Origin of the sequence: Mesorhizobium sp. ESP7-2 (assembly GCF_020164715.1) — a bacterium.
Classification (GTDB): domain Bacteria; phylum Pseudomonadota; class Alphaproteobacteria; order Rhizobiales; family Rhizobiaceae; genus Mesorhizobium.
The window spans coordinates 89983-102218 of record NZ_JAIUGQ010000001.1; the positions used below are offsets into that span (position 1 = coordinate 89983).

At 62.5% G+C, this 12236-nt stretch carries 11 protein-coding genes; 7 read left to right on the top strand and 4 right to left on the bottom strand.

The annotated features are described in order from the left end of the window. The first annotated feature begins 117 nt into the window (after positions 1 to 117). The gene (locus LB543_RS00505; protein ID WP_224612120.1) at positions 118 to 1080 is read left to right on the top strand and encodes a glycosyltransferase family 4 protein; all 963 of its coding nucleotides are present in this window, start codon (positions 118 to 120) and stop codon (positions 1078 to 1080) included. A 142-nt stretch (positions 1081 to 1222) separates the two neighbouring features. Then, entirely contained in the window at positions 1223 to 2449 is a 1227-nt protein-coding gene (locus LB543_RS00510) for an anion transporter (RefSeq protein ID WP_224612124.1), read from the top strand. Positions 2450 to 2543: 94 nt separating this feature from the next. On the opposite strand, the gene LB543_RS00515 is transcribed toward LB543_RS00510, so the two are convergent. After that, positions 2544 to 3623 (bottom strand): HPP family protein, encoded by a 1080-nt coding sequence (locus tag LB543_RS00515; protein WP_224612126.1) that lies wholly within the window; start codon positions 3621 to 3623, stop codon positions 2544 to 2546. 206 nt (positions 3624 to 3829) lie between these two features. Continuing rightward, on the bottom strand, positions 3830 to 5017 hold the full coding sequence (locus LB543_RS00520) for a cystathionine beta-lyase (RefSeq protein ID WP_224612131.1): 1188 nt from the start codon (positions 5015 to 5017) through the stop codon (positions 3830 to 3832). Between the two features lie 525 nt (positions 5018 to 5542). Between LB543_RS00520 and LB543_RS00525 the strand changes: the two genes are divergently transcribed. The 5 genes from LB543_RS00525 (at position 5543) to LB543_RS00545 (ending at position 10594) form a co-directional block, all read left to right on the top strand. Next, on the top strand, positions 5543 to 6571 hold the full coding sequence (locus LB543_RS00525) for an amino acid ABC transporter substrate-binding protein (protein WP_140755736.1): 1029 nt from the start codon (positions 5543 to 5545) through the stop codon (positions 6569 to 6571). Positions 6572 to 6633: 62 nt separating this feature from the next. Then, positions 6634 to 7821: an amino acid ABC transporter permease gene (locus LB543_RS00530; RefSeq protein ID WP_224590458.1), complete on the top strand. Its 1188-nt coding sequence runs from the start codon at positions 6634 to 6636 to the stop codon at positions 7819 to 7821. Between the two features lie 4 nt (positions 7822 to 7825). Further along, positions 7826 to 8983 carry an amino acid ABC transporter permease gene (locus LB543_RS00535; protein ID WP_224612133.1) on the top strand — a complete coding sequence of 386 codons (1158 nt, stop codon included), beginning with the start codon at positions 7826 to 7828 and terminating at the stop codon, positions 8981 to 8983. Between the two features lie 79 nt (positions 8984 to 9062). Further along, a complete protein-coding gene (locus LB543_RS00540; protein ID WP_032919731.1) occupies positions 9063 to 9812 on the top strand; it encodes an amino acid ABC transporter ATP-binding protein in 750 nt (249 codons plus the stop codon). Positions 9813 to 9928: 116 nt separating this feature from the next. After that, the gene (locus LB543_RS00545; RefSeq protein ID WP_140755728.1) at positions 9929 to 10594 is read left to right on the top strand and encodes a TIGR02117 family protein; all 666 of its coding nucleotides are present in this window, start codon (positions 9929 to 9931) and stop codon (positions 10592 to 10594) included. A gap of 19 nt (positions 10595 to 10613) precedes the next feature. On the opposite strand, the gene LB543_RS00550 is transcribed toward LB543_RS00545, so the two are convergent. Then, complete coding sequence (locus LB543_RS00550) at positions 10614 to 11840, bottom strand: FAD-dependent monooxygenase (RefSeq protein WP_224612135.1); 1227 nt, start codon at positions 11838 to 11840, stop codon at positions 10614 to 10616. 10 nt (positions 11841 to 11850) lie between these two features. Then, positions 11851 to 12096: a zinc-finger domain-containing protein gene (locus LB543_RS00555; protein ID WP_140755724.1), complete on the bottom strand. Its 246-nt coding sequence runs from the start codon at positions 12094 to 12096 to the stop codon at positions 11851 to 11853. Between the last annotated feature and the right edge of the window lie 140 nt (positions 12097 to 12236).

Genomic DNA, 12236 nt, shown 5'->3' on the forward strand with positions numbered 1-12236 from the left:
GGGTACGGCACGGCTCTTGGATGCAGGCAATTGAATGGCGAAACGCCCAGGGGTAGATCCCAGTAAGCACCTCAATGGCGAAACGCCCCGGGGTAGAGCCCAGTAAGCACCGCGATCATGATCCATTTATTCAACGGCTTTCAGAACCCGTTTGGCGGCAGTGAGCGCGAAACCCTGGACTTGTACCGGCTGTTGAGCGCCGACTCGCAGGTGCACCTCTGGGCAACCTCGGCACGCGTATCCGAAGACCTGATGCGCGAATTTCCGATACGCCGCGTCTCGACGGCAACACGCAACGTGCCGGATGGCGGCACCTATGTCTTTCTTGGTGCGCATTGGCGCAACAAGATATGGCCTTATCTGATCCCGCGGCCACGCCGGCTGATCTATGTCTTCAACACCTTTCATCCAAAGATCATCGCGCTGACGACGCGCAGGCCGCGCCTGCTGGGTTGGCCCGATGCCGAACTGGTGCTGATCTCCGACTTTCAGAGGCGCATGCTGCAGGTCGAAGGCGTCGTCCATGCATCGCCGATCGATATCGAGTGCTTCTCGCCACGGCCGGCAAGGCCAAACGGTCCGTTCACGGTGGGACGGCTGAGCCGCGACACGGCGGACAAGCATCACGCCGACGATGTGGCGCTCTATGAGGCATTGCTTGCCGACGGCGTGGCGGTGCGGATTCAGGGCGGCATGCCGCTCAAGGGCAGCCTCGCGCCGCATCCGCAACTCGAACTCCTGCCGCAGGGTGAATTTGCCGCCGAACAGTTTCTGCCGACGCTCGACGTCTTCTACTATCGCACCGGCTCGCATGTGGAGACGTTCGGCCGCGTGGTATTCGAGGCGATGGCCTGCGGTTTGCCCGTCGTATGCCATTCGCATGGCGGCTATGCCGACCATATCAGGCATGGTGAAAACGGCTTCCTGTTCGAAACGATGCAACAGGCGGCACGCATACTGGCCGAGCTCGAAGCCGATCCGGCGCTGCGGGCGACTGTCGGTCGCAAGGCGCGGCAAACCGTCGAGCAACTGTTTTCGCCGCAGGCGCTGCAACAGCGGTTGGATTTCTATCGGCGTTAGCGGCGCCATCTGCCTTCAGATACTCTCGGACAATCCACGTAGCCGTTTGGCATCAATCCCGACATCGCGCTAAAACTTACATCACGTGAATCGCGGGGCGGCCGTCATCGGTGCGCAGACAGATCGGGCAGGGCTTCTACCGATGACATTGATGGGCGCGGCGGCACTGCTGATCCTGGTCCTCACCTATGCCGGTGTAGCCATCGGCCGCATACCTGGCTTGCGTCTCGACCGGGCAGGCATTGCGCTGCTTGGCGGCGCGGCGATGATCGCCATCGGCGCACTCAGCATGGAAGATGCCTATCGCGCGATCAATTTCGACACCATCACGCTTCTGCTCGGCATGATGATCGTGGTGGCGCATTTGAAGGTGTCGGGTGCCTTTCGCGGTCTCGGTGCAATCGCCATCGAGCACGCGCATGCGCCGTTCATGCTCCTGGTGATGGTGACGCTCCTGACCGGCGTGCTGTCGGCCTTCCTGGTCAACGACGCCATCTGCCTGGTCATGGCGCCGATCGTCGTCCACGTCACCCGCGTCATCAACCGCGACCCGATCCCCTATCTGATCGCCACCGCCACCGCTTCGAACTGCGGCAGCGTCGCCACCATCACCGGCAATCCCCAGAACATGGTCATCGGCGCGCTGTCGGGGATTTCTTATCCGGCCTTTTCGGCGGCGCTCGCGCCAGTCGCCCTGTTTGGCCTCGTCGCGGTCATCATCATTGTGCGCATCGTCTACCGGGCCGAATTCACCCGCACCGCCGAGTTGACGCCGCATGTCGCGCGCGGCCGCATGCATCGCGGCCAGGTGCTGAAGGCGGTGGTCGTCTGTATCGGGCTGGCCATTGCTTTCTTCGCGGGTGTTCCCGTTGCCAAGGCAGCATTGATCGGCGGCGCCATTCTGCTGCTCACCCGCGGCATCAAGCCATCGCGCATCTACCGCGAGATCGACGGACCGCTGCTGTTCATGTTCGCCGGTCTGTTCGTGGTTGTTGCCGGTGCCGAAAGGACCCTGCTGACATCAGATATCATCGCCTCGGCCAAGAACATCGGGCTCGACGATGTCTGGAGGCTGTCGGGTTTCACCGCCGTGTTGTCCAACATCATGAGCAATGTTCCGGCCGTGCTGGCGCTCAGGCCATTCATCCCCGGCCTGGAGAACCCCGAGCGCGCCTGGCTGGTGGTGGCCATGAGTTCCACGCTCGCCGGCAACTTCACCTTGCTCGGCTCGGTCGCCAACCTGATCGTCGCCGAACAATCCAAGGCCGCGGGCACACCGTTGTCATTCGGTGCCTTCTTCAAGGTAGGCTTGCCGCTGACGCTGATCACGCTCGTGGTCGGCACTGCCTGGCTTGCGTTGGGCTTCTAGGACGAACGCAGCGGCTTGCACCCTGAAAGCAACCGGACCAGCGGTTCCCCATTCCGGCATCACGCCAGCCAAGCCTCGCGCCAGCCCGCCCGGGTTAAGCCGCCGCCAATCCCTTGTCTGCCGTCTGTACGCGTGCGACTGCCGCCAGCAGGTCGGTCTGTGTGATCAGGCCGAGAATGCGCCGCTCGCCGTCGATGATGACCACGGCATGGCTGCGGCCGTCGGTCAGCGCCGGAAGCAGGCTCATCGCCGGCGTCGCGGGCGAGGCGGTGCCGGCTTTTGCCATCACGCCCTTCACCGTATCGACGGCTTTCGTCAGTTCGCGCAAGCCGACGGCGCCAACCAGCCGGGCATCCGCATCGACAACCGGCAAGGTGCGGATATTGTGATCGAGCAGTTGCCGGCGTGCCTCGTCGGCGGTGGCTTGCTCGGGCACCGAGACCACGTCGCGCGACATGATGTCCTCGCACAGCAGCGTCCGGTGCGACCGCACCATGGCCTGCAATTCGACTTGTCGCAGCAGCCGTTCGAGGTCGTCGCGATCGACATCGAAGGTCTCGTCGAGCGCCGTCAGCGCCGCATCGATGTCCTCGGGCCGGAAACCGGCGCGGTGCTGAGCCGGCGGATCAGCGGTACCGTGGCTGTTGGCGGCCGGTGCGGCGACATGCGGGTAATTGCGCCGCGCCAGCTTGTGGAAAAGCAAGCCCAGCGCCACCAGGATGGTCGAATTCAAGGCCACCGGCACGAACGGGAACAGGAAGCCCGCGCTGATGACGGCCGGCCCACCGAGTACAGCCGTCAGTGCGGCGGCGCCCCCTGGCGGATGCAGGCAGCGCGTGAACGACATCGCGGCGATGGCCAACGCCACCGCGAGGCCCGAGGCCATCACCGGATCATGGACGAAATGTGCGACGGTCACACCGACCAGCGCCGATATGGAATTGCCGCCGATGATCGACCATGGCTGCGCCAACGGGCTCGCGGGTACGGCAAACAGAAGCACCGCGGATGCGCCCATCGGCGCCACCAGCAGGGCCACATGCGGGCCGCCGCCCATCGCCAGCCCGCTGATCACGCCGGTCAGCGCGATGCCGATCGTGGCGCCGATACAGGCCAGGATGCGTTCACGCAGCGTCGCGCCGGCGAGGATGGGGACGAAAAGACGAAAGGTCATGGGGAACTTTGCGAGGAATGGGTCTATCGAGAATGCGTGCGACACGCAATGCAGCCGAATTCGCCGATTTGAAAGTCAAACAAATCCGTAAAGTCATGACGCCGGAGAATAATATTGCGTGCCGGCTTTCGCCGGGGTGCTGGCAGCGGCTCGCGCTTTGTCATCAGCGTCAAGGGCCTGCGGCCGTTTGCGGACTCTGTTTGACGTCAGCCCGTGCGCACCGCCGCCGCAAGCCCGCGCAGGATGTCGGCCTTCAAGTCGTCGACATCCTCGAGGCCGATCTGCAAGCGGATCAACGGACCTTCATAAGGGCCTTTCGCGACAACTCGGTCGCCAAGCCAGACCGGTACCGCAAGGCTCTCATAGCCGCCCCAGGAGTAGCCGAGACCGAAGATCTGCAGTGCGTCCAGGAAAGCGTGCTGCTCCTTCTGGTCGCCGCCGGCAAGCACGATGGAAAAGATGCCGCTCGAACCGCAGAAGTCGCGTTTCCAGAGATCGTGATCCGGATGGCTGGGAAGGGCAGGGTGGAGCACGCGCGCCACGCCCTTCTGGCCTTCGAGCCACGAGGCGATGGCAAGTGCGCTGCGCTGATGATGCTCCAGCCGCACGCCCATGGTGCGCAGGCCGCGCAGCACCTGATAGACATCGTCGGGTCCCGCACAGCAGCCAAGCGTGCAAAAGCTCTCGTAGAGCTGCTTCCAGCAGGCCTCAGTGGCCGAGACCGTGCCGAGCAGCACGTCCGAATGTCCGGCCGGATATTTCGTCGCCGCGTGGATCGAGATGTCGACGCCATGGTCGAGCGGCCGGAAATAGAGCGGCGTCGCCCAGGTGTTGTCCATCATCACGATGGCGCCGGCCGCATGCGCCGCCTTGGCGATCGCCGGAATATCCTGCACCTCGAACGTGTTGGAGGCCGGCGATTCGGTGAACACCACTTTGGTGTTCGGCTTGATCAACGCCGCGATGCCGGCGCCGACATTGGGCGCATAATACTCGACCTCGACGCCCAACCGCTTCAGCATCGTGTCGGCGAAGTTTCTCGTGGGGTGATAGACGGAATCGACGATCAGCAGATGATCGCCCGCCGAAACGAAGGCGAGCAGCGGAATGGTCACCGCCGCCAGGCCCGATGGCACCACGATCGTGCCGGCGGATCCTTCCAGCGCATCGATCGCCTGTGCAAGGGCATCGGTCGTCGGTGTGCCGCGCGTGCCGTAGGTGTATTTCTGGTTGCGTGCGGCCATCGCGGCGGCATTGGGGAACAGCACGGTCGAGGCATGCACCACGGGCGGATTGACGAAGCCGAAATAGTCGTGCGGGTTGTTGCCCGAATGGGCAAGCCGCGTGTTGATGCCCATCTTGCCGGAACCCTGCTCGCTGCCGTCTTTCGCCATTCTTGGTCGCCTTGTTTGATAAGGCGCTAGCCATAGTGCGGCGTCGTGGGCCGTGCAACAGCCCGCTGTCCGCCAGGAATGGACTTCGGATATGCCAATTTCCGCGTCCGGAAGACATCGCCGGCGTTGCTCCTGCATCTGGCCATGGCATGCGGCAGTACTTGTCGGAAGCTCTCTCGCCGCCGGTCAACTACTGTAGCCAGCTATTGTAACTGGCATGGATTCGCGGCGCCGGCTCACATCTGCGTCAAATGAGCTTCGCCGAATTAATTCGCGCTTCTGACTAAATCGCGGGCGCGTCTGTCTGCAATTCAGGCATTTCAGGCAATCGATTTTCAAACCCGTTGGAATTCGGTCATTTTCCTTGACCTCACGGGAATTATCGCCTTCGATGCTATTCGTGAATGGGAGGCGGTGCGTCGGTTTGCGATGCGGGGTTTCGGGAATGGGCCGGGCTGGGAGCTGCGTTCACAAGGGAAAAAAGATCAGGGTTTGCCTGAAAAAACAGAAAAGGGTCTGTGGGTCATGAAACATATTGCTATCGGCATTCTTGGCGCCGCCACGCTCGGATTGATGGCGTCGGCCGCGTCGGCCGGCACGCTAGACACCGTCAAGGCGAAGGGCTTCATCCAGTGCGGCGTCTCGACCGGTCTGGCCGGCTTCTCCGCGCCGGACGACAAGGGCGACTGGAAAGGCTTGGACGCGGATTTCTGCCGCGCCGTGGCGGCCGCGGTCTTCGGCGACGGCTCCAAGGTCAAGTTTACGCCGCTCAGCGCCAAGGAGCGCTTCACCGCGCTGCAGTCCGGCGAGATCGATCTCCTGTCGCGCAACACCACCTGGACCAGTAACCGCGACAGCGCGCTCGGCTTGGATTTCGTCGGCGTCACCTACTATGACGGCCAGGGCTTCATGATCAACGCCAAGAAGCTGCCGGGCGTGAACTCCGCACTGCAGCTTTCAGGCGCCGCCGTCTGCGTGCAGAGCGGCACGACGACCGAGCTCAACCTCGCCGACTACTTCAAGAAGAACAAGATGGAGTACAACCCCGTCGTCTTCGAGAAGCTCGAAGAAGTGAACGCAGCCTATGACTCCGGCCGTTGCGACGTCTACACCACCGACCAGTCCGGCCTCTACGGCATCCGCCTGACGCTGGCTTCGCCAGCTGATCATGTCGTGCTGCCCGAGATCATCTCCAAGGAGCCGCTCGGCCCGGCCGTGCGCCAGGGCGATGACCAGTGGGCCCATGTCGTACGGTGGACGTACTTCGCGCTGCTCAACGCCGAGGAGGCCGGCGTCACTCAGGCGAACGTCGACGAGATGAAGACCTCGAACGACCCGAACATCCAGCGCATGCTGGGCACCGAGCCCGACGGCAAGTACGGGTCTGATCTTGGCCTCTCCAACGACTGGGTCGTCAATATCATCAAGGCCGTCGGCAACTACGGCGAAATGTTCGAGCGCAATGTCGGCTCCGGCAGCCCGCTCAAGATCGCGCGAGGCATCAACGCGCTGTGGACCAAGGGCGGCCTGCAATATGGTCCGCCGATCCGCTGATCGAAACGTGATCCGGGAGGCAAATCGTTTGCCTCCCGGTTTCTCTTTCCAGGGGATGGTCCATGGCTTCGCAGGAAATTCTGAGCGAAGAGCCGAACCGCGGCTCTTTCATCAATGACCCGAGAATACGCAGCCTCTTGTTTCAGACGCTTGTGGTTATCCTTCTGTTCGGCTCCATCTGGTGGGTCGTAAACAACGTCATCGATAATCTGCAGCGCCTGCACATTGCGTCCGGCTTCGCCTTCCTGAAGGGTCGCGCGGGCTTTGACATCAGCCAGACGCCCATTGCCTACACGTCGGACTCGACATATGGCCGCGCGATCATCGTCGGCCTGATCAACACCATCATCGTCGCGGTCGCCGGCATCATCACCGCCACCATCATCGGCTTTGTCGTTGGGATTGGCCGGCTGTCGCAGAACTGGCTTATCCAGAAGATCTGCACGGTCTATGTCGAGATCTTCCGCAACATCCCGCCGCTGCTGGTCATCTTCTTCTGGTATTCCGGCGTGCTCGCCGTGCTGCCGGCACCGCGCGACTCCTATCATCTGCCCTTCGGCTCCTTCCTCAACCAGCGCGGCTTCTATTTTCCGAGCGCGATCTGGGGCGACGGCTCCTGGCTGATCCTGGTTGCGCTCGTCGTCGCGCTCGCCATGGCATGGTTCGTTGCCCACAGGGCACGTCAACGGCAGTTGACGACCGGCCAGCAATTTCCGGTGTTCTGGACCTCCGTGGGATTGATCGTCGGCCTGCCACTGCTCGCTTATGCGCTCAGCGGCTTTCCGGTGACCTTCGATTTTCCGAAACAATCGACGTTCAACCTGACCGGCGGTTTTCAGGTCAAGCCGGAATTCCTTTCGCTCTATCTGGCTCTGTCCTGTTATACGGCGGCCTTTATCGCCGAGATCGTGCGTGCCGGCATCAGGGGTGTCAGCAAGGGCCAGACCGAGGCGGCCGCCGCCCTTGGGCTGCGGTCCGGGTCAATCCTGCGGCTGGTCGTGGTGCCGCAGGCCATGCGCATCGTCATCCCCCCGCTGACCAGCCAATATCTCAACCTGACCAAGAACTCCTCGCTGGCGATCGCAATAGGCTATCCGGACCTGACAGCGACCGCCGGCACGGTTCTGAACCAGACCGGACAGGCGGTCGAGGGCGTGCTGATCATGATGGTCGCCTACCTCATACTCAGCCTGGTGACCTCGGCGGTCATGAACGTGGTCAACGCCAGAATGGCGCTGGTGGAAAGGTAAGGCCATGCAGGAACACGATCTGTCCTGGGTGCGCACCGAGATGGCGTTGGCCGAGCGGGCGCCGACGAGCGAACGAGGGCCGGTCGCCTGGGTGCGCAAGAATCTAATCGCGACCACCGGGGACACCATCCTGACGATCCTCGGCGTTGTCATCGTGGCAATGATTCTGCCGCAGGTCATCAACTGGGCCTTCCTCTCCGCCCAGTGGACCGGGCCGGACCGCACGGTCTGCGCGACCGTCGCGCAAGGCGGCATTCAGCCCGACGGCTGGAGCGGCGCCTGCTGGGCTTTCGTCAATGCCAAATTCGGTCAGTTCATGTTCGGCACCTATCCGATTGAGGAGCGCTGGCGGCCGATACTGGTCGCCATCCTGTTCGCGGCACTGCTGGTGCCGATGCTGATACCGCGTGTACCGCGCAAGGGGCTGAACGCGATCCTGCTCTTCCTGGTGCTGCCGATCGTTGCCTTCTTCCTTCTGGTTGGCGGCATGTTCGGCCTGCCGCATGTCGAAACCTCCCGCTGGGGCGGTCTGCTGATCACGCTGAGCCTGTCCTTCGTCGGTATCGCCGTGTCATTGCCGCTGGGCACCGTGCTGGCGCTCGGGCGGCGCTCCAAGATGCCGATCGTCAAGATGCTGTGCATCATCTTCATCGAAGCCGTACGCGGCATACCTCTGATTACCGTCCTGTTTTTCGTCAGCGTCATGCTGCCGCTGTTCCTGCCGGCCGGCGTCACCTTCGACAAGTATCTGAGGGCGCTCATCGGCGTGTCGCTTTTCGCGGCCGCCTACATGGCCGAAGTCGTGCGCGGCGGCCTTCAGGCGATCCCGAAGGGCCAGTATGAAGGCGCCGATTCGCTCGGCCTCGGCTACTGGCAGAAGATGGGGCTGATCGTGCTGCCGCAGGCGCTGAAGCTGGTCATCCCCGGCATCGTCAACACTTTCATCGGCATGTTCAAGGACACCAGCCTGGTTCTCATCATCTCGATGTTCGACCTGCTCGGCATCGTCAAGCAGAACTTCTCCGATGCCAATTGGGCGACGGCGCAGACCGCGAAATCCGGCCTGGTCTTCGCGGCCTTCATCTTCTGGATGTTCTGCTTCGGCATGTCGCGCTATTCAATGTACACGGAACGCCGGCTCGACACCGGCTACAAACGCTAAACAAAAAAGCAAGGGGACCCCAGCCATGGCCACCGAAAACGCCGTCGGCGCGGAAGAGATCAAGGTCGACGCCGCCAAGATGCATATTTCCACCACCGATGTCGCCATCGACATCGTCGCCATGCACAAATGGTATGGCGAGTTCCATGTGCTCAAGGACATCAATCTGAAGGTGATGCGCGGCGAGCGCATCGTCATCTGCGGACCGTCCGGCTCCGGCAAGTCGACCATGATCCGCTGCATCAACCGGCTGGAAGAGCACCAGAAGGGCAAGATCATCGTCGACGGCAAGGAACTGACCAACGATCTGAAGAAGATCGACGAGGTGCGCCGCGAGGTCGGCATGGTGTTCCAGCACTTCAACCTGTTCCCGCATCTGACCATCTTGGAGAACTGCACGCTGGCGCCGATCTGGGTGCGCAAGACGCCGAAAAAACAGGCCGAGGAAATCGCCATGCATTTCCTCAAGCGCGTCAAGATCCCCGAGCAGGCCAACAAATATCCGGGCCAGCTTTCCGGCGGTCAGCAGCAGCGCGTGGCTATCGCCCGCTCGCTGTGCATGAACCCGCGCATCATGCTGTTCGACGAGCCGACCTCGGCACTCGATCCCGAAATGATCAAGGAAGTGCTGGAGACCATGGTGGGCCTCGCCGAGGAAGGCATGACCATGCTGTGCGTCACCCACGAGATGGGCTTTGCGCGGAAAGTCGCCAACCGGGTGATCTTCATGGATCAGGGCCAGATCGTCGAGCAGAACACGCCGGCTGAGTTCTTCGATCATCCGCGCCATGAGCGCACGAAACTGTTCCTGTCGCAGATCCTGCACTGAGCGGACTGGCGCCGATTCGAGAAAGCCCGGCCGTGCCACGGCCGGGTTTTTTGCGTCTGGCCGATCGGATAATGGTCGCCTTCATTGAGCCGCGACGAAACCGCGAAGCCGCACCGATGAAAAAACTCCTGCGTTTCCTGGTCATGCTGGTTGCAGCAGTGGTGCTCGCCGTGGCGCTCGGCACGCTGGTGCCGCGGCCGCTCTGGCCGGCGGCCGCCGCGGGTGAGGGCACGCGGCGCATATTGGTACTAAAGAACGCGATCCACACCGACATCGCCATTCCGGTGGACGATGAGGTGCGCCGGCGCTTCCGTTTCCTGGCCTATGCCGGCTTGCCTTCGGACGCACCCGAAGTGCACTACCTTGTCTTCGGCTGGGGTGGGCGCGCCTTCTACCTTGAAACGCCGACATGGTCGCAAGTGAAGGCGCTGCCCGTATTCAAGGCTCTGACACTCGACGCTTCGGTGATGCATGTCGACGTGGCCGGCGATATCTCCGAGCCGCATCCCGATGTCGCCGGCTTCGACGTGGACAAGGACCATTTTGCCGCATTGCTCGACTTCATCGAAGCGAGTTTTCAGCAGGGACCGAGCGGCCCGATCGTCATCGACAATGCCGCCTACTCCAATTTCGACCGCTTTTATGAGGCCAATGGCCGTTTCAACGCGCTGATGGGCTGCAACACCTGGACGGCGGCGGCACTGCGCACCGCCGGCCTACGCACCGGCTGGTGGAACCCGCTGCCGGCGTCGCTTGGGTTGTCGATGCGGCTGTACAATTAGCTTTTGCCGCGGGCTCCTTTCAGCGACGGATGATCTGCTGCTGCCGCCACCCATAAAGCCAGTCCAAGTCCGCCGCGAGATTCTCTCCCGGCCGTGTCGCCAGAAACAGATTGCGCGCCAATGCCACCGGTCCCCGGGCGTGCCAGGCGAGGCGGTTGAGCGCGCCGCGTTTCAGCACCTTTTCGATGCGCGGTCGTCTCAGGTTCTCCCAGATGGTGAGGCTTTGCGTCAGGTCGCCGGGGAAGTCGGCGATCAAAGTGGCAAGCGTCGCGGCATCCTCTATCGCCATGGCAGCGCCTTGTGCTGCGAACGGGGTCATCGCATGTGCGGCGTCGCCGATCAGCGCGATGCCGGGTGGCACGGTCCAGGGCTGCTTCCGTTCGACTGTATGGAGCGGCCAGGTCAGCCATGGGCCAGCCAATTCCACCAGTCTTGCAAGGCCTGCGGCCGTGCCACGCATGGCGCTGGCGAGGATGCTGGGATCGGCAAGGCCTGACCAGCCTTCGGCAATGCGCTCGCCTTTGGTGAAAGCGACAAGGTTGAACGCGTCCCCCTTGCTCACGGGATAGGCGACCAAATGAAAGCCGGGGTGCAGGAAGGTGGTGACGCAGTCGCTGGCACCGATCGCGGCAAACGCATTGCCGGCAGCGCTGTCGACCGAGATCGTGGTGCGCCATGCCAATTCGCCCGAAAACCTGCTTTGGGCGGACGTTACGCCAAACCTGCGCACCGCTGACCAGACGCCATCGGCACCGACCAGCAGAGATCCTTCGGTATCGATGATCTTGCGGCCGACCCCGTCTGTCATGGTGATACCGAGTGAACCGGAGGCCACGCTGCTGACCTGCGCGCCGGTGGTAAGCTGGATGTCGGGCATTTGCGCGACGCGCGCCATCAGGGCGTCTTGCAGATCAGCCCGGTGCGCCACGAGATAGGGCGCGCCCCAGCGTTCCTCACCGGCGCCGCCAAGCGGCACGCGTGCCAGTTGGCGCAGGCTCGCGGCGTCCTTCAGCACCACGGCTTCCGGCTTGACGGCATTGGCAAGAAGCGTGTCGAAAACCCCAAGCTGGCGCAGAATGCGCGTCGCGTTTGGAGAGAGCTGGATGCCGGCGCCCGCCGCTTCGAGGCGCTTGGCCTGTTCGAACATTTTTACGGGGTAGCCGCGTTCGGCGAAGGCAATCGCCGCCGTCAGCCCGGCGATTCCAGCCCCGGCAATCACGACCTGCCGGGACCGCGTCTCGCTCATGGTCGGGAGGTCAGGCGGCCTGGTCGATGTAGAGGCAGCCCGCCGGCTGCGTTTCCGTTGCCTTCAGCTTCGGCGAATAGCGGTAGAGGGTCGAGCAATAGGGGCAGACTTTCTCATTGTCGTCGCCCATGTCGAGAAACACATGCGGATGATCAAAAGGCGGGTTGGCGCCCGTGCACATGAATTCCTTGACCCCGATGTCGATTGCCGGATGGCCCGCATCGTTCTGGAAATGGGGAATGGAACCGCCTGCCATCGTCGTCTCCTTAACGCAGTCTCTCTGCATCTGGATCATATCAAGCCTGTTTGCAAGTTCGATGAAATCAAACTGTCGCAAAAGCCTGTCAGAGAACTGTCGCAAAAGCCTGCCACAGGATAAGTTAAGCCGGTTAACCG

Bases quoted from the DNA above. Each gene is read 5' to 3' on its own strand.
- LB543_RS00505 (WP_224612120.1), top strand. From the start codon at position 118: ATGATCCATTTATTCAACGGCTTTCAGAACCCGTTTGGCGGCAGTGAG.
- LB543_RS00555 (WP_140755724.1), bottom strand. From the start codon at position 12,096: ATGGCAGGCGGTTCCATTCCCCATTTCCAGAACGATGCGGGCCATCCG.
- LB543_RS00515 (WP_224612126.1), bottom strand. From the start codon at position 3,623: ATGACCTTTCGTCTTTTCGTCCCCATCCTCGCCGGCGCGACGCTGCGT.
- LB543_RS00520 (WP_224612131.1), bottom strand. From the start codon at position 5,017: ATGGCGAAAGACGGCAGCGAGCAGGGTTCCGGCAAGATGGGCATCAAC.
- LB543_RS00535 (WP_224612133.1), top strand. From the start codon at position 7,826: ATGCAGGAACACGATCTGTCCTGGGTGCGCACCGAGATGGCGTTGGCC.
- LB543_RS00540 (WP_032919731.1), top strand. From the start codon at position 9,063: ATGCATATTTCCACCACCGATGTCGCCATCGACATCGTCGCCATGCAC.
- LB543_RS00525 (WP_140755736.1), top strand. From the start codon at position 5,543: ATGAAACATATTGCTATCGGCATTCTTGGCGCCGCCACGCTCGGATTG.
- LB543_RS00550 (WP_224612135.1), bottom strand. From the start codon at position 11,840: ATGAGCGAGACGCGGTCCCGGCAGGTCGTGATTGCCGGGGCTGGAATC.
- LB543_RS00530 (WP_224590458.1), top strand. From the start codon at position 6,634: ATGGCTTCGCAGGAAATTCTGAGCGAAGAGCCGAACCGCGGCTCTTTC.
- LB543_RS00545 (WP_140755728.1), top strand. From the start codon at position 9,929: ATGAAAAAACTCCTGCGTTTCCTGGTCATGCTGGTTGCAGCAGTGGTG.
- LB543_RS00510 (WP_224612124.1), top strand. From the start codon at position 1,223: ATGACATTGATGGGCGCGGCGGCACTGCTGATCCTGGTCCTCACCTAT.